This is a genomic window from Maribacter aquimarinus (genome assembly GCF_047345505.1).
Lineage (GTDB): Bacteria > Bacteroidota > Bacteroidia > Flavobacteriales > Flavobacteriaceae > Maribacter.
The window spans coordinates 292,738-314,607 of the sequence record NZ_JBLFEO010000002.1 but is presented as its reverse complement, the minus strand read 5'-3'; the positions used below and the strand labels follow the sequence as shown (position 1 = coordinate 314,607).

Below are 21,870 nucleotides of genomic sequence, written 5' to 3'. Positions count from 1 at the left end.
TCAAGAAAGTGTTCCGTTGTGGTACGTACCCTGGCGTCATAAAGGGGCTCTTAAGCAAGGTTTTTGCACCGATCGGAAATGGTGGCCGAAATGCGCCCCGAATCGTAGCGGCCTAAAGTTTATAATCCTTGCGAAAATCAGCAAGCCCTACCTTAGACCAAAGGTGAATGCATCTTGCCGATCACCCTGTTATTTGGCCTATTTGCCAGATGGTCGAGTTTTGGAGCCCATCCACAGAAAACTTTACTTGCCTACCCCTTGGGCAGCTTACCTTTGTCATCGTGCATTACCAAAATCCCCCAAATAGTGCTTAAAAATATCCTAAGGCTTTTTCTCATTCTTTTCTTGTTCCAAGCTTGCCAAAAGGCGGAAGTGGAGCATTTTGACCCACCCACAACTTTTTTGTTTGAGGTATCCTCGCATCGCCACAATGAACTTGAGCAAGCACTTTTTGACTTGATAAACTCCCATAGGGAGTCCCAGGGCCTGCAAGAACTCATATTTGACAGCACCACCTATTACTTTGCCGGGGAACACAACCGTTACATGATTGCAGAAGGCGCCCTTAGCCATGCCCAATTCCCCGAGCGGGCAAACCAAGTTGCCAAGCGCACCGGCGCCGTGGAAGTGGCCGAAAATGTTTCCAAGGATCATACCACCATTGAAAAAGCCTTCAATTCCTGGGCACAAAGTCCGGGCCATAGGGACAACATGCTTGGCGACTTTACCCACTCTGCCGTAAAAATCACCCCAAACGTCAACGGCGATCTTTACTTTACACAATTGTTCTTCAAATGATGTTCCCGGAGCGGTTTGGGCATACCTTTAAAGAAGGTTGTGTGGCCAATTGGAAATAAAATGGAAATTTCCATAGCACCCGTTCCCGCACATCTAATTTATGGTCATGGTCCGATTCTGTAATAGGTGGTAAAAAATGGTCCCCGACCCACACCGCCGCAAAATGGTTCTGTATTTCAAATGGAGGCCCGGAACCCAAAATCCCATTTATTTATACTACTTTTGATACTTCCCGAGCCATAAAAAACACTTGTTTCTTTTAAAAATTTCGGAACATGGAGATCAAAGCGCCCTTTAATCTGCAACAGTGGATCACGGAGAACCGTGATGACTTGAAACCTCCGGTGGGCAACAAAAACCTTTACAAGGAATCGGGCGACTATATTGTGATGATCGTTGCCGGCCCCAACGCCAGAAAGGACTACCACTACAACGAAACGGAAGAACTGTTTTACCAGTTGGAAGGACAGATAGAGGTCCATATCCAAGAAGATGGGGAAAAGAAAACAATGACCTTGGGCCCGGGAGACATGTATCTACATCCCGCCAAGGTGCCGCACTCGCCGGTAAGGCACCCGGGCTCCCTAGGGCTGGTCATTGAGCGAAAGCGGGCGCACATGCAAGTGGACGATGGCCTGCTGTGGTTCTGCGACAACTGCAACCACAAGCTTTACGAGGCCTATTTTACCTTGAACGACATTGAGAAAGACTTCTTGGGGCACTTTAGGCATTTTTACAGCTCGGAACAGCTGCGCACCTGTGACAAATGCCAGACGGTGATGCCCGTGGACGAGCGTTTTATGGCGCCGGAGAACGAATGATCGTGGTAACCGTCCATTGACCCTTTCCCATTCCGTAGTGCTCCAAGGGGGCCCTCCCGCACCAAGCTCGATCTTTCTTTGTATTTTTGGAAAAATATAACAATTCTGGTAAAAAAAGTTAAGAAATGACAAATACAGCAAGTACATTCGGAATACATGAAGCGCTGAAGACCTTGGGCATACAGGACAAAAACCCAGGCACCTCCACCGGCTCCCAATTCTTTGCCTCCGGAACGGTCATAAGCTCATATTCCCCCGTGGACGGGGCACTGATCGGAAAGGTGACCGGGACAAGTGCTGCAGACTATGACCAGGTCATGCAGGCCGCGGGCAAGGCTTTTCTGGAGTGGAGACAAAAGCCCGCACCGCTCCGAGGGGAAGTGGTGCGCCAATTTGGCAACAAGCTCAGGGAGCTCAAGGAACCCTTGGGGAAATTGGTGTCTTACGAAATGGGCAAAAGTTACCAAGAAGGCTTGGGCGAGGTACAGGAAATGATAGACATCTGTGATTTTGCCGTGGGCCTCTCCCGGCAACTGCACGGGCTTACCATGCACTCGGAACGGCCCGGACACCGCATGTACGAGCAGTACCACCCCTTGGGCATAGTGGGCATCATCTCTGCCTTTAACTTTCCCGTGGCGGTATGGGCCTGGAACACGGCCTTGGCCTGGATTTGTGGCGATGTCTGTATCTGGAAGCCATCCGAGAAAACACCCTTGTGCGGCATTGCCTGCCAAAACATCATTGCCGGCGTGCTAAAGGACAACGACCTGCCCGAGGGAATTTCCTGTCTTATCAACGGGGATTATACCGTGGGCGAAATGATGACGCAGGACCAACGCATTCCGCTGGTATCGGCCACCGGATCCATCCGTATGGGCAAGATCGTGGCCCAGGCCGTGGCCGCAAGACTGGGAAAATCACTCTTGGAACTGGGCGGAAACAATGCCATTATCGTTACGCCGGACGCAGATATTAAAATGACCATTATCGGCGCCGTTTTTGGCGCTGTGGGCACGGCGGGACAACGTTGCACCTCTACCCGAAGACTGATTGTGCATGACAGCATTTATGACCAGGTAAAAGAGGCGCTGGTGGCCGCGTACCAACAACTGCGCATAGGCAACCCCTTGGACGAGAACAACCATGTAGGTCCCCTCATTGATGCCGATGCCGTGGCAAACTACTCCAATGCCCTAAAAAAAGTAGTGGCCGAAGGTGGCACCATTTTGGTTGATGGTGGGGTGCTCAAAGGCGAGGGCTACGAGAGCGGTTGCTACGTAAAGCCGGCCATTGCAGAGGCCAAGAATGACTTTGAGATCGTGCAGCACGAAACCTTTGCCCCGGTCCTGTATCTATTAAAGTATTCCGGAGACCTGAAAAATGCGATTGCAATGCAGAACGGCGTGGTACAGGGACTGTCCTCTGCCATCATGACCAACAACCTGCGCGAAGCGGAGCAGTTCCTTTCGGCCAATGGCAGCGATTGCGGCATTGCCAATGTGAACATCGGTACATCTGGCGCCGAAATTGGTGGGGCTTTTGGCGGGGAAAAAGAGACCGGCGGTGGCCGCGAAAGCGGTTCGGATGCTTGGAAAATCTATATGCGCAGACAGACCAACACCATCAACTATACCACAGACCTGCCCTTGGCCCAGGGCATTAAGTTCGATCTATAGCAAACGATCCTTTTCCTTTGACACAAAACCGTTATGGCCGCATAACGGTTTTTTTGTGCGCCGGACATACTTGAAAAACCAGTCACGACCAAAAAACATCGAGTTCCTTGCAAGCCACAAAGGAACGCCAGATTCCAAAAAGCCGGGCCAAGCCCACCACGGAACCAAACCTAACGGCGGCATCGCTTCCGGTGCCATCCCGTGACCCCGGTCTGGATGTAAGCCTGCACCAAAAAGCAAGATCGTGCCCGGAACCGGTTAAACCCAGATTAAGCAATGGAAATTCCCCGCCTGAAAGGAACGGGCAGGTATTACGGCTGTAAATCCCTTCAAAATCAATCGTTGCACTGACTTTTGCTCACTCACCGTAGCGATGGCTACCCGCCCGTACCGAACGATACGTTCGGGCGGGCCTGCCCGACTGAGTCATTCAGGCGGGCGCCTCAATCGCAAAAGTTTTGATTTTATTGGGCTTTACACCCTCAACACGAAAGTCTACTGCATAATCTGGGTTAAAATGTCCGGATTTGCACTGCGTTTGTATGGTTGGTTCCGCCATAATCGCTGGTTACCAACAACTAACCCTTAAAGAACCTCTTTTTTTTAAGAATTTTTTAATACATTGTGCTCCAATTGTTAAACACGATACCATTATGACAAAAACTTTAACGTACCTGCTGCTCATGCTGCTCACCATATTGGTAGGTACTTACTTCTTCATTACCCTGTGCAGTGAATGCGGGGCCACGGCCCAACAGGAACCGGAACCTCCGGCACAAGCCGTTGTCCCGGCAACCCCAGAGCCCACCTCTTATCCCTTCGCCTTTGGCGACGGTATCTTTTCGGTGGATGAAAACGACAACTATAACTTTAAGATGTCCTCTTATGATATCTTGATGCCGCTTTCCGAAAAAGTGGCGGGCCGCATTGCGGATGTCCAGGCCTTTATGGAAGCCAATCCCAATAAGGCCTTGAACATAACCGGATATTACACGGCCGCCGAGGAAAACCCTTCTGCCTACCCCAATTTGGGACTGGCCAGGGCCAATGCCGTAAAGAACCATCTGGCCTCCCAAGGCCTTGACCCTGCCCAAATGAACACCATGGGCAAATTGATGGATGATATGGTGGACAAAGATGGTACGTTCCTGGGGCCGGTGGCCTATGGCATCGCTGAGGCCACCGATGCCGATGCGGCGGACATCAAGGCGCTTTATGAAAGAATAAAGGCCGATCCCCTGGTACTCTACTTCGATACCGCACAGGCTTCCATTTCCCTTACTGCGGAACAACGGCAAAAAGTGGCGGACATTTCCAGGTACCTGGACAAGGTGCCCGATGCCAGTGTCGAGGTCGTGGGCCATACGGACAATACCGGGCAAGCGGCCACCAATCTTCGACTGGGCATGAACCGGGCCAACTTTGCCAATGACTACCTGATGAAGAATGGCATTCCCGCATCCAAGATCAACACCAGTTCAAAAGGACAAACGGAACCCACGGCAAGCAATGCCACCGAAGAAGGTCGCACCAAGAACAGAAGGACCGTGGTGACCCTAAAATAAAACAATCAATTAACCATTAAAGAAGATAACACATGAATTTTGAAAATATGAACATCTGGTGCTGGCTCATTCCCCTATTGGTTGGCGTAATCTGCGGAATTTTGGGCTACCTCTTGGGTAATCGCGGGGAAACCGTCATTGACAACAGTGCATCCTTGAAGGCCCTTGAGGACAAAAACGCCAAGCTACAAGCAGACCTGCGCGGGCTGGAAGGCAAGAACGCCAAGCTACAGGCAGATTTGGATGCGTGCAACAAAAGGGTCTCTGCCCCGGCAAGCACCAACCTGGGGGCTACCGCAGCTTCCTTTGCCGCGGGTGCGGCCGTGAGCAGCATTCCTTTTGACGGTGCCGCCGCCAAGGCCGCCTTCGGAGCCACCGTAAAGCAGGACGACCTTAAAGTGGTGGAGGGCATTGGACCCAAAATTGAGAGCATGTTCAAGAACGCGGGCATCAAAACATGGAAGGCCCTCTCCGAGGCCAGCGTGGCAGATTGCCAAAAAGTCTTGGACGGCGGTGGCAAGCGCTACCAAATCCATGATCCGGCTTCATGGCCCTTACAGGCAAAAATGTGCTACGAAGGCAAGTGGAAGGAACTTGTAAAGTGGCAGGAAGAACATAAGCACGGTAAATTATAATAACCGACCCAACCGTGACCAAAAAACCCGATCCATATTGGATCGGGTTTTTTTATTCCATAAGGTTCGATGAGGACAAGGCTCTTCGCAAGGGACAATGTATGAGACCTTCCAAATGAGGGCGCAACCCCAAATTAAACCAAAATTATTGCGATTTTGGCGTCGCCATGGGGCGAAACGCATCGCAAGGATCCATTATGCAGGGATTTGCCAACGTCATGGCATTTTTGATGCAATGATCTAGGGTTGAGTTAAAGCTGAATTGGCGTACCGGTGGCCTATGGCATCGCTGAGGCCACCGATGCCGATGCGGCGGACATCAAGGCGCTTTATGAAAGAATAAAGGCCGATCCCCTGGTACTCTACTTCGATACCGCACAGGCTTCCATTTCCCTTACTGCGGAACAACGGCAAAAAGTGGCGGACATTTCCAGGTACCTGGACAAGGTGCCCGATGCCAGTGTCGAGGTCGTGGGCCATACGGACAATACCGGGCAAGCGGCCACCAATCTTCGACTGGGCATGAACCGGGCCAACTTTGCCAATGACTACCTGATGAAGAATGGCATTCCCGCATCCAAGATCAACACCAGTTCAAAAGGACAAACGGAACCCACGGCAAGCAATGCCACCGAAGAAGGTCGCACCAAGAACAGAAGGACCGTGGTGACCCTAAAATAAAACAATCAATTAACCATTAAAGAAGATAACACATGAATTTTGAAAATATGAACATCTGGTGCTGGCTCATTCCCCTATTGGTTGGCGTAATCTGCGGAATTTTGGGCTACCTCTTGGGTAATCGCGGGGAAACCGTCATTGACAACAGTGCATCCTTGAAGGCCCTTGAGGACAAAAACGCCAAGCTACAAGCAGACCTGCGCGGGCTGGAAGGCAAGAACGCCAAGCTACAGGCAGATTTGGATGCGTGCAACAAAAGGGTCTCTGCCCCGGCAAGCACCAACCTGGGGGCTACCGCAGCTTCCTTTGCCGCGGGTGCGGCCGTGAGCAGCATTCCTTTTGACGGTGCCGCCGCCAAGGCCGCCTTCGGAGCCACCGTAAAGCAGGACGACCTTAAAGTGGTGGAGGGCATTGGACCCAAAATTGAGAGCATGTTCAAGAACGCGGGCATCAAAACATGGAAGGCCCTCTCCGAGGCCAGCGTGGCAGATTGCCAAAAAGTCTTGGACGGCGGTGGCAAGCGCTACCAAATCCATGATCCGGCTTCATGGCCCTTACAGGCAAAAATGTGCTACGAAGGCAAGTGGAAGGAACTTGTAAAGTGGCAGGAAGAACATAAGCACGGTAAATTATAATAACCGACCCAACCGTGACCAAAAAACCCGATCCATATTGGATCGGGTTTTTTTATTCCATAAGGTTCGATGAGGACAAGGCTCTTCGCAAGGGACAATGTATGAGACCTTCCAAATGAGGGCGCAACCCCAAATTAAACCAAAATTATTGCGATTTTGGCGTCGCCATGGGGCGAAACGCATCGCAAGGATCCATTATGCAGGGATTTGCCAACGTCATGGCATTTTTGATGCAATGATCTAGGGTTGAGTTAAAGCTGAATTGGCGTATAGGGCTCCCGCAGGTGCGGGAGTGGATTCTTTGGCAGATTTAGGCACGACATAGCAAGTGCTATGGACGAGATGCTGCAAAGGCAAGGCATAGCAGCAGCTACGGAATTATTTTTAACGACAAGATGCCGCAAATGAAGCCTTGGATCATACGGCGAATTTGGCTTCACCTAACACCAGGTTGAAGCTATAGGGTGCCGTTGGCCTCCACCCATTTAAAATGGTATTGGTCTTCTGGGAATTTCATACGCTCCGCGATGCGCTCCAACCGCGCGGGCAACTTTAAAAGATAGTCGCGCGCCTTTTCGGCCTCCTCGTTGAGGGAGCGTACGGTTTCCAGTTCCCAATAACTGTTGAGCTTTCTAAGGATGTCCACATAGTCCTGGGCCGTGTACACGCCCAGGCGTTGGGCACAATTGGAAAAGTTTTCAAAAGCCGTGCCTATGCTGCCCCCGCTCTCACGGAGAAAATGGGCGGGCATCACGATCTTTTTCTTCATCATATCGGCGAAGGCCAGCATCATGCCAGAGGGGTCTTCCCCAAAAATGGTCTTCACAAACTCCCTGTAGGCCAGATGGTGGCGCATTTCGTCCCCGGCAATGATGGTGCACATCTTGCCCAAAAGGGCATTGCCCTTCTTTTTGGCCATTTGCCCCACCCGTTTATGGGAAATGTTGGTGGCCAGTTCCTGAAAGGAAGTGTACACAAAATTCTTGTAGGGGTCCCGATCCGTACCAATGTCAAAACCATCTGCGATGAGGTGTTGGGTGGTGATCTCCACCTCGCGCATGTTCACCCTTCCGGAAAGGTAAAGGTATTTGTTCAGGACATCGCCGTGACGGTTTTCCTCGGCCGTCCAGGCACGCACCCATTTGGCCCAACCATTGGTCTTGTGATCGCCGTGCTGGTCAATGCCCACCACGTCCATGAGCCAGGACTCATAGGTGGGCAGGGCCTCCTCGGTAATGGTGTCTGCCACCATGGTGACCCAAAAATCATAACCCAGTTCCTTGGATTCCTCACGCAGCTGTTCAATATCGTTCAAAAAGCTCTCGGAGTCGGAATCGGGCAGGAAGTCGGTGGGTTGCCAGATGTCTTCAATGGGAATCAAAAAAGAATCCATATAACCCTCCACTTTGGGCTCCAGGGCCTGCATCACTTCCAAACGTATGTTTTTTTCCACCATAAATCATTGTTTTAAAAGTCAGTGGTTAGTTGCGTATTTTAAATCCAATTTAGGCCAAAAATGTCAGCCGGTTGCCCGAACTGACAACGGTAAAAATCTTCATTTATACGATAATGGGATAACTACCTTGTTCAATTAATGGGCATTTATCCACTGACTTCCATATTGTTTTTTCAAATTTCGGTAAAAACCCCCATTTAAACTGTTGTAAAATGCTTAAACTTGACCGTCAATGGCCGCTTTCCCCAATTTATTCCCCAAGAAGTTGAACTTATGGCCACGGTGACCGTGCAAGGCACTGTTTCGTTTGGGCATTTGGTTATCCATCCAACTAAAACAGACCAAGGACATCGTTCCATGAGGGCGTGTTTGGCCAGAAACTCTTTTTCAGATGTGGCAATGGGCCGCCACCTTAGCCGTTTCTGCCGGTTTCGCCCGGGTAGAGCAAATGTACCGGGTCGCTCTGCCAATATGTCTTGGTGTTGATGTCCATTGCCGTCAAAGGCCCCTTGAAGGCGGCCCCCGTATCCACGTTCCACACGTTCACCGCCCGCTGTGGGGTGGTATGGCCCATACGGGTAACGGGGGTATGGCCAATGTAGATTTCCCGGTAATGGGTGAGCCTTTTGGGATAGTGCATGTCTTCCCTTTTTAGCCTGGGGTCCAGGGAAAGGGCCAACTCCCAAAGGGTACGGTCCCAATAGAAGGTCTTGGCATCGTACTCAAAATCCACACCTTTTAAATTGGTGAAACCGGCATGCAGAAACAATCTGTCTTCCTGATCCAGGTAGTAGTCCCGCAATTGTTCGTAAAACGCCATGTGCGCCCGTTTTGTTTCCTTGGAAGCGTTTTTGTAGGAGGCCACGGTGGCCGAACCCCCGTGGACGTACCATAAGGGGTTGTCCTTTCCTTTTTTGAGCCAGTCATAGCATAGCTCGTCATGGTTTCCCCTGAGAAAAACGCAATGATATTGCTCCTTTAGGTCCAATAAAAAATTGACCGTGGGCACGGCATCGCTCCATCCGTCCACATAATCGCCCAAAAAGATCAGGGTATCGTCCTGTTGGGCATCCGCCCTTTGCAGTAGTTGTTTAAGGGCCTTTAGCCCGGAATGTATGTCCCCGATCACCAATGTTCTGCCTAACTTCATGGTGCAAAAATCGCAATTAGCGCAATGACCACAAGGACAAAAAGCACCAAAAAGAATATTTTCCAGAAGGAATAGGGCCTGCCACCGGTTACCGTGCCCGTTTGCCCATTGATGTAAAAGTGGTAATTTTTTCCATTGTAACGGTAAGCACTGATGTACACGGGGAGCAAGATGTGTTTAAAGGTCTCGTTGCTCAGGGCAATGTCCGTTTGGTGAATGCGCTGGGCGTCTCCGCCAATGTCCCTTCTGATCCAGGTGTTGGCCATTCTTTTGGCCTGCTGAAAGGAGCGGTGGTGCCCTTCCTTTAGGGAGACCGTATATTTTTCCGTCACAAATCCGGAAAGGTATTTGGAGTTGAAGGCCACCAGTTCCTTCAGGTTCCAAAAGGCGATTTTTGCGGGCAGCTGCCTCCCCTTTTCCTGGGAGGCCACGATGAGGATATCGTCCAACAGGCCGCTCACGGTGCCAGAAACGTGGCGCCACCTGGTCTTTCTCACTTGCCGGGTCTGCCGGCCCTGTTTGGTGCGGTAGGTCTGCCTCTCATAATAATGATCGCCCCGCTGGCCCCGGTAGTGTGCCCTGAGGTGGGCGTCGAAGGTCCAATAGGGCAGGTACAGTCCGTGCAGGCCTTCGGGGTCCAGTGCCGCTTTCTTCAGTTTGTCCGGGGCCCACCAAAGGCCGTTTACCCATTTTCGGAAAATGGCACGGGCCTCCTTCAGATCCAACTGAAAGGGCACCAGGGCCGTGGGCAAGATCCAACCCTCGCGTTCCATGTCCTCTAGAATGAGCGGTTCGCTGCAATAGACACATTTCAGGGATTTGTAGTGTTCCTCCACGTGCTGGTTGGCCCCACAGTTCTTGCAATGCAGCAGCTGTATGGTCTGGGCGTGGGCATTGTTGCCCACAATCTTAAGGTAGTGCTGCAGTTCCAGCTCCTCAAAACTGCTTTTGGCGGCCTCAATGAATTCCTCGTAACCGCAATAATCGCAATGCAACTGCTGGGAACCCGGCTTGTACCGTAGTTCCGCACCGCAGTTGGCACATCCTTTTTTATGTTCCGATCGTTGAATTTGGTCCATGCTCTTGTTTGGCACCCGGAAAAAGGTACGCCCGGCGGCGAGGTCCCTTTCTATGTTGTGGGCAGTGGCGGTGGGGTGTTGCCACCGAGAAAGGCCTTCAGTTCTTCCACATCCTTAAGGGCGGCCCAATTGTCCATTCCCTGTTTCCACACCAGGGAATCCCTGTTGATGGTCCTTGCCGCAAACAGCTCCTTTAACCGATCCAAGGGCACCGGGCCCAATTGTTGGCCGTTTACCGCATAAAAATAGGTGACCTGTGCCGGCATGGGCGGCGGTACGGGCGCCACCGGGGAGGCGGTGAGCGGTTGTGCCGCTTGGCCCATCATGCCCCCCATTTGTTGGGCCAGCACAAAACCCATGCCCATGCCCATTCCGGCACCGGCGGTGCCCCCTTCGTTTTTGGCCGCTGCCTCCATCGCCTTGGCGGCCTTGAACTGGGAAAGTTTGGTCATGTCCAACTTATCCAGGCGGCTGTATTCAAAGATTTCTTTTTTGAGCTCTTCGGGCATGGAGACGTTCTCAATGTAGAACTTTTCAAGACCTATGCCCAGGCGTCCAAACTCTGGCCGCATCACCTCTTGGCAGGTCTCCGATAGCTCCGTGGCGTTGGCGGCATAGAGCTCTATGGGCAAATTGGCCTCCCCGATGGTGTCCGTGAACCGGGTAACGATGAGACTCTTTAAGTGTTCGTTGACTTCATAATTGGTGAAGTTGCCATCGGTGCCCACCACATCCAAAACAAATTTTCCGGCATCCTCTATTCGGAAGCTATAGGTTCCAAATGCCCGTATCTCCACCAGGCCAAAACGATCGTCACTGAGAATAAAAGGGTTTTTGGTGCCCCACTTCTCATCGGTGAACAGGCGGGTGTTCACAAAATAGACCTCGGCCTTGAACGGACTGTCAAAACCGTATTTCCAACCTTTTAATGTGGTTAAAATGGGCAGGTTTTGGGTATTTAGGGTATAGGTGCCCGGGCCAAAGACATCGGCCAACTGCCCTTCGTTGATGAAAACGGCGGTCTGCCCCTCCCGCACAATGAGCTGTGCGTTGTTCTTGATCTCGTTCTGGTAGCGTTCAAAACGGTGCACCAGGGTATCATTTCCAGTGTCCAACCATTCAATGATGTCAATGAATTCGTGGCTCAGTTTCTTTTTGATTTCGTCGAAAAGGCTCATGGGCTGTTTATTTTTTTCTCAGGCAAAAGATACGGATTTGTGGCATACGGACAAATGATTTTGCGGTGTCTGCTGCCGGCCCGCTCCTTACAGCGGCTTTTTAGGTCACAGTGGTGGGCCCATCCTCTTTTTCTGGCTATTTTTGGAGACCGATACCAACAATATGAAAAAAGTGTTCTGCATAGGGGAAGTGCTGATCGATTTTGTGGCCGAAAACCAGGGAGGGGACCTCTCCAAGGCCAAGACCTTTACCAAAAAAGCGGGGGGTGCACCGGCCAATGTGGCCTGCGCCATAGCCAAATTGGGAGGTAGGGCCCATTTCCTGGGCGCCGTGGGCAAGGACCCTTTTGGCCACTACCTCTTCAATGTGCTAAAAACGGAACGGGTGGCCCTTGAATTGGCCCAACAAACGGACAATACCTTTACCACCCTGGCCTTTGTCTCGCTCGATAAAAATGGGGAGCGCGATTTTGTTTTTAGCCGTGGCGCGGACAGGGAGTACGCCTATGACCCCAAGGTGAAGTCCCATTTTGAGCACAATATGGTCCATTTTGGGGCGGCAACGGCCATGCTCGGGGGCCATTTGGAAGATGCCTACAACCGCTATCTCTTTGATGCCCTCACCCATAAGGCCTTTTTGAGCTTTGACCCCAACTACCGGGCAGACCTTTGGAAAAAACGTGAGGACAGCTTTAAAAAGAAGTGCATGCCTTTTCTGGAAAAATGCCACTTGAGCAAGTTTAGCCTGGAGGAGGCCAAATTGCTCTCAGGAAAGGAAGACCTCAAGGATGCTTGTGCCTTTTTCCACGAATTGGGCACGGAAATCGTGGTCATAACCCTTGGGGAACAGGGCACCCTGCTCAGCACGCAAAACATATCCGTGACCGTGCCCAGCATAAAGGTGAACACGGTGGACACCACCGGAGCGGGAGACGCCTTTATGGGTTGTCTCCTAAAGCAACTGGCCGATCAAGATTCCCTTTTGGACATTGCCCGGCAGGGCGACTTCCTCACCCAAGCGGTGGCCAGGGCCAACAGGGCCGGCGCCATTACCACCACCAATTTTGGGGCCATTGCCTCCTTGCCCACCCCACAACAGCTCAACGAGGTATCTTAATGCACTGGAAAACCCTTTTTTCGGTTGTATTTTTAGTGGATTGCCAACAGTATGGCCCGGCGTTCCCTTAATTGTATTTCACCTTTCGGATAATGCGAAGGGCCTCCTTCATGGAAGAGTGCACCTCTGGATAAAGTGGCTTCAACAAACGGCTTCCCAGCTCCATCCTGGACTTGGCTTCCGCAAACCCGTTCAAAAAACAGATCAAAAAGGTGTCCGGCAACAAAGCAAGGTCTTCCTTTTCCCTTTTGCTCAATCGCGTGCCTTTCTCCAATTTGGTGAGCAGGTGTTCGTTGGCATTGAAAATATGGTGCAGGGTCTTTTTGTTATATTGAGGTGGGGAAAAGACCAGGTCGCTCTCCATGCCATAGGTGCCATTGTTGTTAAAGGAGATGGTCACCTCTTCCAGGGGGTAATACTGCTGTTGGTCCCCCAGGCCCAGCTGCACGTATTCCACAGTGGTAAAGCTGTCCTTGTCAAAACCAATGGTAACCTCGTCCAGGTTGGAGTAGAACAATTTCACCTGTTCGTTGATCAGCTCAATGTCCACCCTGGAATAATACACTTTATGGTCCACTTCTTTTCGCAGTCCTGCCCAGCAGACCACAAACTGTTCCTTAAAGACCTTGTAATGGGACTCCAGGTCCCTGTGCCGCTTGGTCACAAAATCCATGACACCGTCCAGGGTGAGCTCTATGTTGTTTTGGGCATGCTTTTCTATGGTGGCCACCAGTTTGGAGTTCAAGTCCTTGAGCTCCACATCAAAAGCCTTTGGCAAACTGATGCTGCCCTCCCTGAAGAAAACACTGCCGCCGTAATATTTCCAGATGTTCTTTCTTAAGGAACATACCTTGCCGGTAGAGCGTATGGTCACCAGGCCCACCACCTTGTCCTGGGGCAGATGGGGAAAGGGTATGTTCTCGTAGCTTATTAAAGGTGGGTTGTGCAAATAGGCGTTGACCAGGTTTTGGATCTTGCTGTCATCAAAGAAATCCACGCCAATGACCTCATTGTCCTCATCTTCCACGCCAATGACTATGAAAGAGTTGTTCTTGGGGTTGCTGTTTGCCAGGGCACAGACATGTTTTAGAAACTTGGCCTTTCCCTCCTTTTCGCCAATGTCCACATAGCGCTTTTTGTCGTAGAAACTGTTCTCATCATTGTGAGCCAACAGATTTTTGATCAGCAGGCGCTTATTGATCATGGCTTTTTGTATATGAGGGTGCTGCTGGCCTGTGCCGTGGGCATCACCACCAGATCGGCAATGTTCACATGTTGGGGCCTGGAGACCACAAAACCAATGATTTCGGCAACATCTTCGGGCGTCAGGGGCGTATATCCCTGATACACGGAGGCTGCCCTTTGCCCATCTCCCTTAAAGCGCACCTCGCTGAACTCCGTCTGCACCAGACCGGGGTTTACCGCGCCCACCCGGATGCCGTGGGCGTGCAGGTCCAACCGCATTCCTTGGTTAATGGCATCCACGGCATGCTTGCTGGCGCAGTACACGTTGCCCTTGGGGTACACCTCCTTGCCGGCAGTGGAGCCAATGTTGATGATGTGGCCCTTTTTCCGGGCCACCATCTGTGGCACTATGGCCTTGGAAACGTAGAGCAGCCCCTTTACATTGATATCGATCATGGCGTCCCAATCATCCAGGTCCCCTTGGTGGATCTCGTCCATTCCATGGGCGTTTCCGGCGTTGTTCACCAGGACGTCCACCGTGGCAAAGGCCTTGGGCAAACCGCTTATGGCACGGGCAACGGCGGCCCTGTCCCGTACATCAAAATTAAGGAGGTGCACTGGTGTGCCTTGGTCCAGATCATTCGCAAGGGCTGCCAAACGGTCCTGTCTTCGGCCACAGAGCACCAAGGCAAACCCCCGTCTTGACAGTTCTTGGGCCGTGGCCCTTCCTATGCCACTACTGGCCCCGGTGATCAATGCTGTTTTCTTCATGCTTTGCTTGGTTTAAGTTGGGTTCCACTATTTTTTTATGGGTAAAAACCCTTAATTCACAATTTGATTTGAGACCAGAAGACGTAGGATTTTAGCTTTGTGGTTCCATAAGTTATGGCCCCCTCACCTCATGGGTGTTTGTAACCGGACATATTTTTGACCCTACGTCCCAGGGTCCCAAATCTGGCCACTACCCTTTCGTTTCCACAACATGCGTGGTAGCATCTTCAGTTGTTCATAACGGCCGCAAATCACTTCAAAAACCCATCTTTGCGCCCACTTGTGCCCCATGGCCCTGGCCATGCCCAATTCACAAAAGTTTTCATTTTAATGGGGCTGCCCCCTCATTGTTATGGCCCAACACCCCATCTGGGCCTAAGGTACTTCCTTTCCCGTGGCCGCCTGCAACATCAAGAACCAATCCACGGGCTGCAACTCCAGCTCCACTGCCCCTTGTGCCCTTTTAAGCCGTTCCCTGTTCGTGGTGCCCACTACGGGATGTAGGTGTGCCGGGTGGTGCATGACCCAGGCCAGGAGCAACTGGTCTTCGGTAGCGCCGTATTTGGTGGCCAATTGGGCCATTACGGACTTCAAAGGCCCCTTTTCTTGTTCCCCGTCCCTAAAATAATGGCCCAGCGGACCCCAGGCCATAGTGGTTCTTTGGTGCATCATGCCATCATCCAAAACCCCGTTGTACATGGCCTCGGTGTGGGTCAGGGCGTACTGCAACTGATGCGCGCCCACGGACAACTGGGTTTCCAACAGGGCTATTTGGGACGGCGTGAAATTACTGACCCCAAAGGCCCTCACCTTTCCCTGGGCCATCAGCTTCACCACGGCGCTGGCCACGGCTTCGGGCCGCATCAAGGGACTGGGACGGTGCAATAGGAGCAGGTCCAGGTAGGAGGTCTGCAATTTGTTCAGGCTCCTTTCCACCGAGGCAGCAATATAGTCCTCCCCATGATCATAGTGCTTCAGTGGATTTTGCCGGTCCGTGCCCTTGAGCTGTATGCCACATTTGCTGATCAGCTGTATGTCTTCACGGGCTATTTTTGTATCGGCAAGGGCCCTGCCAAATTCTTCCTCGGTGGTATAATCCCCATAAATGTCGGCATGGTCAAAAGTGCGGATGCCAAGTTCCAGGGCGTATTCCATGTAAGCGCTCATTTGGGGAGTCTTCCACCTTTGTCCCCACCGGCCCCAGGTCATGGTGCCCGCTATGATCCGAGAATACGGTTTCCCATTTTTCATAAGGGCTGAAATTAAAAATAAATCCCTTAACAAGTTCATAAAAACAAGGGGGTTTCGCTATTTTTAACCAATCGTTAACAGGTACTCAGGCATTTAATTTTCAATTTGCACTACCCTTAAAATTGCGGTGTACAACGCTCAAGAAATCAACATAATATATGGAAGAAAATACCACGGTGGACATTAGTGCCGTAAATGAGAAAATAGCCCAGGAAAGTGCTTTTATAGACCTTTTGATGATGGAGATGAACAAGGTCATCGTTGGGCAGCGCCACATGGTGGAAAGGCTTCTCATTGGCCTCTTGGGCCAAGGGCACATCTTATTGGAGGGGGTTCCCGGCCTGGCAAAGACCTTGGCCATAAACACTTTGGCGAAAGCGGTGAAAGGAAGTTTCAGCCGGGTGCAGTTTACCCCTGATCTGCTTCCCGCAGATGTGGTGGGCACCCTGATCTTCAATATGAAGGAGAATGATTTTTCCATTAAAAAAGGCCCCATTTTTGCCAATTTTGTCCTTGCGGATGAGATCAATCGGGCCCCGGCCAAGGTACAGTCCGCCCTTTTGGAGGCCATGCAGGAAAAGCAGGTGACCATAGGGGATGAGACCTTTGTCCTGGACAAGCCCTTTTTGGTAATGGCCACACAGAACCCCGTGGAGCAGGAAGGCACCTATCCCTTGCCCGAAGCCCAGGTGGACCGTTTTATGCTCAAGACCGTGATCGATTATCCCAAAATGACCGAAGAGCAGTTGATCATGCGCCAAAACCTCACCGGAAGTTATGAGAACGTCAATGCCGTGGTGTCGCTAAAACAAATCTTGAGCGCTCAAAAGGCGGTGCGGGAGGTCTATATGGACGAAAAAATAGAAAAGTACATCCTGGACATCATCTTTGCCACCAGGTATCCGGAAAAGTACAACCTTGAAGACTTGAAGCCCCTGGTCAGTTTTGGGGCCTCGCCCAGGGGAAGCATCAACCTGGCCAGTGCGGCCAAGTGCTTTGCCTTCATCAAGAGACGGGGCTATGTGGTGCCCGAAGATGTGCGCGCCGTGGTACACGATGTGCTCAGGCACCGTATTGGCATCACCTATGAGGCCGAGGCGGAGAACATTACTTCGGAAGACATCATCAACAAGATCGTGAACGAGATCGAAGTACCCTGATACAGCAACCCCTGCCAGTTCATTGAAAAGAACCAGTGCACCCAGTAATGTTGCTCTCATGTTCGTGATCATCAACCCATTTTAATCCCCGGTTAAAACCCATGCCCCAGCGGGCAAAGCGGCTTATGGATACCAAGGCATTGCTTAAAAAAGTACGGAAGATCGAGATCAAGACCAGGCGCTTGTCCGATCACATCTTTGGCGGGGAGTACCACTCCACGTTCAAGGGCCGGGGCATGACCTTCAGCGAGGTGCGGCAGTACCAGTTTGGGGACGATGTCCGTAGCATTGATTGGAACGTAACGGCCCGCTACAATGAGCCCTACATCAAGGTTTTTGAGGAAGAACGGGAGCTTACCATGATGCTGGTGGCAGACATCAGTGGTTCCGGTTTCTTTGGCACCCGAAACCAGTTCAAGAACGAGATCGTTACCGAAATATCGGCCACATTGGCCTTCAGTGCCCTCCAAAACAATGACAAGGTGGGGCTGATCCTCTTCTCGGACCAAGTGGAGCTCTTTATCCCTCCCAAAAAGGGAAAGAGCCACGTATTGCGCATTATCAGGGAGCTCTTGGAGTTTAGCCCCAAAAGCCATAGGACCAACATCTCAGAAGCCCTTAAATTTTTATCCAACATCATCAAGAAAAGGGCCATTGTCTTTGTCCTGTCAGATTTTATGGATCAAGGATATGAGCGCACCCTCAAGATCATGGGCAACAAGCATGACGTTACCGGGATCCGCATCTATGATGAGCGGGAGACCACCATTCCCAACCTGGGGGTGGTGCACCTTACCGATCCGGAAAGCGGAGCCACCAAGGCGGTGGACACCAGTTCCAAACGTGTGAGACGGGCCTATGCCGCCCACCATTTGGAGCAGGTGGCCTATTTCAAGGAAACCTTTACCAAATCTGGCTGCGGCACCTTGGATTGCCGGGTGGATGAAAGCTATGTGAAAAAATTATTGGCATTTTTTAAGCGACGAGGATAGATGAACCGCACCGGAAACATACGGCCCGCTTCCCTTGCCATGCCCCCAATTCTGGCAGGACTTCTTTACGGGTGCCTGCTGTGCCTCTCCGTATGGTCCCTAAAGGGCCAAACGGCGCCCTCCGTGAGCGCAACGGTAGATACCACCAGCATCCGCATTGGCGAACAGGTCCAGTGGAAGGTAACGGTGGAGGTGGACACCGCCGCACAGGTCTTTTTCCCCGAAGGACAGACGTTTTCGCCCCTGGAGACCGTGGAGGCCTTTGCCACCGACACCACCCGAAAAAAGGACCGCCTTACCCTCCAAAAGATCTATGCCCTTACCCAATTTGATTCCGGAGCCTACAAACTGCCCGCCCAGCGCATTGAGATCAACGGCGTGGGCTATTTCACGGACTCTATGATGATTGCCGTGGCCACCGTACCGGTAGATACCCTTGCCCAAAAAATGTACGATATAAAACCGCTCATCAATGTGGACAAAAGTTACCCGCAGCTATGGAAGTACGTTCTCGCGGCACTTCTTGCCCTGGGCCTCTTGGCCGGAGGCTATTACTGGTTCTTTGTCCGGAAAAAGCCACTGACCGCAGCGGAAGAGGAGGCATTGTTGCCCCCGTACGACCGGGCCCTGTTGGAGCTGAAACGACTGGAGAACAGCAAGTACCTGATACAGGATGAGTACAAGGCCTATTATTCCGAACTCACGGACATTGTAAGGGCCTATCTGGAAGAGGATGCCCACGTGCCCGCCATGGAGAGCACCACCGACCAGCTCATTGAAAAACTGGAACTCTTAAAAGACTCGGGGACACTGAAGCTGGAACCGGACACCATTGCCCAGTTCAGGAACATCTTGCAGACCGCAGACCTGGTGAAGTTCGCCAAATCCAAACCGCCCACCTCCGTGGCGGAACAGGACCGAAAAACGGTGGAGCTCTTGGTGCAAAAGACCCATGACGCCCTGCCCGAACCCACGGAAGAAGATTTGTTGGAACAAGCCGAATACCAAGAGGAGCTGGCCCGCCAGAAACAGAAAAAACGGCTCATCATAGGCCTGTCCTCGGTGGTGGGCGCCGTGGTCGTGGCGGCCCTGATCTTTGGATTCCGCTTTGGCTTCACCTACCTCAAGGACAGTGTTTTTGGCCATCCCACCAAGGAATTGCTGGAGGGAGAATGGATCCGTAGCGCCTACGGGTATCCGCCCATAATATTGGAAACGCCACAAGTATTGGTAAGACAGGAGACCCCCTTGTCCCCGCAGTCCAAAGCCCAGGTGAGCGATGTGCAGGTCTTTGCCTACCAAAACCCAAAGGAGCTGTTCACCATAAGCGCACATTCCGTTACCTTGGCCCAACAGGCAGAGCCGGAAATGGAGCAGACCGTAGAGCAAATTTTGCAGGGGTTTGAGGCCCAAGGCGCCAAGAACATCATCACCAAACAAGAAGAATTCAACACCGTGAGCGGGGTAACGGGAGTAAAGGTTTTTGGCAGTGGAAAATTCAGCGCGCCCAACACGGATGAGGGCGTTAGGGCAGCATATGCCATTTTGCTGTTCGGCGGGCCGGGGTTCCAGCAATACACGGTACTTACATGGAAGGATGACGATGCCTATGCGCAAGAAATGGTGGATCGGATCCTGGACACCCTGGAGGTAAAAACAGATTTATAAATGTTGGACAACGTAACCTTTGCACAACCTGAGTTCTTCTGGCTGTTCCTGGCACTGCCGCTGGCCCTGCTATGGTATTTCCTGAAGCGAACGGAGATGCGTGCAGATGTAAAGGTATCCAACCTTGGGGGCTTTGGCGAAGGAGGGTGGCTCCCCAAGTTGAAGCCCGGCCTCTTTCTATTGCGCCTCTTGGCCCTGGGTGCCATCATTGTGGCCTTGGCCAGGCCCCAGACAGAGGACATAAGCACCCGCACCAAGACCACCAAGGGAATCGATATCGTCATGGCCATAGACGTATCTTCCAGCATGTTGGCAAGAGATCTAAAGCCCAACCGGCTCGTGGCCCTCAAAGAAGTGGCGGCCGATTTCATTCGCCAACGGCCCAATGACCGTATTGGCCTGGTGGCCTACGCAGGGGAGGGCTACACCAAAACCCCCATTACCACGGACAAGTCCATTGTGCTCAACGCCCTCCGGGAAATTACCTACGGCCAATTGGAAGACGGCACCGCCATAGGCATGGGCCTGGCCACCTCGGTGAACCGTTTAAAGGAAAGCCAGGCGAAGAGCAAGATCATCATTCTGCTCACGGACGGGGTGAACAATTCCGGGTTCATTGAGCCCCAGACAGCAGCCAACCTGGCCATAGAATTTGGCATAAAGACCTATACCATTGGCCTGGGCACCAATGGAAATGCGCTTACCCCCGTTAGCTACAATGCAGACGGTTCCTTTAGGTACGGGATGCGGGAAGTGGAAATAGACGAGGCCTTGTTAAAGGACATTGCAGACCTCACCGGCGGCGCCTATTTCAGGGCCACGGACAACGAGAGCCTGGAGGCCATCTATGAGGAGATCAACAAACTGGAAAAGACCGAAATAGAGGAATTTAAATATTACCGTTATGAAGAGCGGTTCCGGCCCTGGATCCTTTTGGCCGGAGCCCTGCTCATCTTGGAATGGATTTTGAGAAACACCCTGTTCAGAAGCTTTGTGTGACCTATGGTACAATTGGACGAGAAAATATATTTCTATCTGCTGCTGGTGATTCCGGCGATCCTGCTGCTCTTTGTCTGGAACCTCTTCTGGAAGAACCGCACCCGGAAAAAATTCGCCGATGCGGAGCTGCTAAAAAGATTGGCCCCCAACCGTTCCCGGTACAAGGCCGGACTAAAAATGTTGGTCTTCCTCTTGGCACTGGCCCTTTTGGTGGTGGGCCTGGTGAACCCCAAGATCGGTACCAAGCTGGAGACGGTTACCCGTGAGGGGGTGGACATTGTCTTTGCCGTGGACGTCTCCAAGAGCATGTTGGCAGAGGACATAGCCCCCAACCGCTTGGAAAAGGCCAAAAGGCTGGTTTCCGAAATCATCAACCAATTGGCCAGTGACCGCGTGGGCATCATAGCCTATGCCGGGCAGGCCTTTCCGCAACTGCCCATTACCACGGACTACGGTGCCGCGAAGATGTTCTTGCAGGCCATGAACACCGATATGCTCACTTCCCAGGGAACGGCCATAGACGCCGCCATAGAACTGGCCGCCACCTATTATGACGATCAAGAGCAGACCAATAGGGTGCTCTTCATCATTTCGGACGGGGAAGACCATTCCGAAGACGCCACGCTGGCCGCAGTTGAAGATGCGGTTGAACAGGGCATCATGGTCTATACCATAGGGGTGGGACAGGCCAAAGGGGCGCCCATTCCCCTAAAGCGCAACGGCATCGTGGAGAGCCTTAAAAAAGACAGTGCCGGGGAAGTGGTGATCACCAGATTGAACGAAGAAATCCTCACGGAAATTGCCAGTGAGGGCAATGGACGCTACCTGGACGGCAGCAACACGGACCTTGCCGTGGAGACCATCAAGGAAGAACTCTTGCAAATGGACAAGAAAGAATTTGAGGCCAAACAGTTTGCCGAGTTCCAAGACCAGTTCCAATGGTTTTTGGGGGGCGCCTTCTTGCTGCTCTTTTTGGAAATTTTTATCTTGGACCGAAAGACCAAATGGCTCAAAAAGTTGAACCTTTTCAACGAAAAGCAAATAGATTAA

General features: G+C 51.8%; 20 protein-coding genes. 13 read left to right on the top strand and 7 right to left on the bottom strand.

Annotated features, from left to right (window positions below):
- The first annotated feature begins 306 nt into the window (after positions 1-306).
- The 7 genes from ACKWCC_RS02770 to ACKWCC_RS02740 all read left to right on the top strand — a co-directional run bounded on the left by ACKWCC_RS02770 (position 307) and on the right by ACKWCC_RS02740 (position 6,814).
- The gene (locus tag ACKWCC_RS02770) at positions 307-798 is read left to right on the top strand and encodes a CAP domain-containing protein (protein ID WP_413994368.1); all 492 of its coding nucleotides are present in this window, start codon (positions 307-309) and stop codon (positions 796-798) included.
- Positions 799-1,073: 275 nt separating this feature from the next.
- Positions 1,074-1,619: a 3-hydroxyanthranilate 3,4-dioxygenase gene (locus tag ACKWCC_RS02765; protein ID WP_413994367.1), complete on the top strand. Its 546-nt coding sequence runs from the start codon at positions 1,074-1,076 to the stop codon at positions 1,617-1,619.
- 125 nt (positions 1,620-1,744) lie between these two features.
- Positions 1,745-3,298, top strand: coding sequence for an L-piperidine-6-carboxylate dehydrogenase (amaB, locus tag ACKWCC_RS02760; RefSeq protein WP_413994366.1), 1,554 nt, complete (start codon positions 1,745-1,747; stop codon positions 3,296-3,298).
- A 653-nt stretch (positions 3,299-3,951) separates the two neighbouring features.
- Complete coding sequence (locus tag ACKWCC_RS02755; RefSeq protein ID WP_413994365.1) at positions 3,952-4,863, top strand: OmpA family protein; 912 nt, start codon at positions 3,952-3,954, stop codon at positions 4,861-4,863.
- A 32-nt stretch (positions 4,864-4,895) separates the two neighbouring features.
- A complete protein-coding gene (locus tag ACKWCC_RS02750; RefSeq protein ID WP_413994363.1) occupies positions 4,896-5,498 on the top strand; it encodes a hypothetical protein in 603 nt (200 codons plus the stop codon).
- Positions 5,499-5,771: 273 nt separating this feature from the next.
- Positions 5,772-6,179, top strand: a complete 408-nt coding sequence (locus tag ACKWCC_RS02745; RefSeq protein WP_413994364.1) for an OmpA family protein — start codon at positions 5,772-5,774, stop codon at positions 6,177-6,179.
- Positions 6,180-6,211: 32 nt separating this feature from the next.
- Positions 6,212-6,814, top strand: a complete 603-nt coding sequence (locus tag ACKWCC_RS02740) for a hypothetical protein (protein ID WP_413994363.1) — start codon at positions 6,212-6,214, stop codon at positions 6,812-6,814.
- 457 nt (positions 6,815-7,271) lie between these two features.
- Here the strand turns inward: ACKWCC_RS02740 and ACKWCC_RS02735 are convergent, their stop codons facing one another.
- The 4 genes from ACKWCC_RS02735 to ACKWCC_RS02720 form a co-directional block, all read right to left on the bottom strand.
- A complete protein-coding gene (locus ACKWCC_RS02735; protein WP_413994362.1) occupies positions 7,272-8,270 on the bottom strand; it encodes an acyl-ACP desaturase in 999 nt (332 codons plus the stop codon).
- A gap of 412 nt (positions 8,271-8,682) precedes the next feature.
- Positions 8,683-9,420 (bottom strand): metallophosphoesterase, encoded by a 738-nt coding sequence (locus ACKWCC_RS02730; protein WP_413994361.1) that lies wholly within the window; start codon positions 9,418-9,420, stop codon positions 8,683-8,685.
- A complete protein-coding gene (locus ACKWCC_RS02725) occupies positions 9,417-10,499 on the bottom strand; it encodes a TFIIB-type zinc ribbon-containing protein (RefSeq protein WP_413994360.1) in 1,083 nt (360 codons plus the stop codon). Before ACKWCC_RS02725 ends, ACKWCC_RS02730 begins: the two co-directional genes overlap by 4 nt.
- A gap of 50 nt (positions 10,500-10,549) precedes the next feature.
- Positions 10,550-11,677: an SPFH domain-containing protein gene (locus tag ACKWCC_RS02720; protein WP_413994359.1), complete on the bottom strand. Its 1,128-nt coding sequence runs from the start codon at positions 11,675-11,677 to the stop codon at positions 10,550-10,552.
- Between the two features lie 163 nt (positions 11,678-11,840).
- Between ACKWCC_RS02720 and ACKWCC_RS02715 the strand changes: the two genes are divergently transcribed.
- Positions 11,841-12,794, top strand: coding sequence for a carbohydrate kinase family protein (locus tag ACKWCC_RS02715; protein WP_413994358.1), 954 nt, complete (start codon positions 11,841-11,843; stop codon positions 12,792-12,794).
- Between the two features lie 67 nt (positions 12,795-12,861).
- Here ACKWCC_RS02715 and ACKWCC_RS02710 read toward each other — a convergent pair whose 3' ends face one another.
- The 3 genes from ACKWCC_RS02710 to ACKWCC_RS02700 form a co-directional block, all read right to left on the bottom strand.
- Positions 12,862-13,998 (bottom strand): ATP-binding protein, encoded by a 1,137-nt coding sequence (locus tag ACKWCC_RS02710; protein WP_413994357.1) that lies wholly within the window; start codon positions 13,996-13,998, stop codon positions 12,862-12,864.
- Positions 13,995-14,750: an SDR family NAD(P)-dependent oxidoreductase gene (locus tag ACKWCC_RS02705; protein ID WP_413994356.1), complete on the bottom strand. Its 756-nt coding sequence runs from the start codon at positions 14,748-14,750 to the stop codon at positions 13,995-13,997. Before ACKWCC_RS02705 ends, ACKWCC_RS02710 begins: the two co-directional genes overlap by 4 nt.
- A 375-nt stretch (positions 14,751-15,125) precedes the next feature.
- Positions 15,126-16,001 (bottom strand): aldo/keto reductase, encoded by an 876-nt coding sequence (locus ACKWCC_RS02700; RefSeq protein WP_413994355.1) that lies wholly within the window; start codon positions 15,999-16,001, stop codon positions 15,126-15,128.
- Between the two features lie 158 nt (positions 16,002-16,159).
- Between ACKWCC_RS02700 and ACKWCC_RS02695 the strand changes: the two genes are divergently transcribed.
- The 5 genes from ACKWCC_RS02695 (at position 16,160) to ACKWCC_RS02675 (ending at position 21,870) form a co-directional block, all read left to right on the top strand.
- Entirely contained in the window at positions 16,160-17,161 is a 1,002-nt protein-coding gene (locus ACKWCC_RS02695; RefSeq protein WP_413994354.1) for an AAA family ATPase, read from the top strand.
- 125 nt (positions 17,162-17,286) lie between these two features.
- Complete coding sequence (locus ACKWCC_RS02690) at positions 17,287-18,153, top strand: DUF58 domain-containing protein (RefSeq protein WP_413994375.1); 867 nt, start codon at positions 17,287-17,289, stop codon at positions 18,151-18,153.
- 39 nt (positions 18,154-18,192) lie between these two features.
- The gene (locus ACKWCC_RS02685; protein ID WP_413994374.1) at positions 18,193-19,821 is read left to right on the top strand and encodes a hypothetical protein; all 1,629 of its coding nucleotides are present in this window, start codon (positions 18,193-18,195) and stop codon (positions 19,819-19,821) included.
- Positions 19,822-20,820: a vWA domain-containing protein gene (locus ACKWCC_RS02680; RefSeq protein ID WP_413994353.1), complete on the top strand. Its 999-nt coding sequence runs from the start codon at positions 19,822-19,824 to the stop codon at positions 20,818-20,820.
- A 3-nt stretch (positions 20,821-20,823) separates the two neighbouring features.
- A complete protein-coding gene (locus ACKWCC_RS02675) occupies positions 20,824-21,870 on the top strand; it encodes a VWA domain-containing protein (protein WP_413994352.1) in 1,047 nt (348 codons plus the stop codon).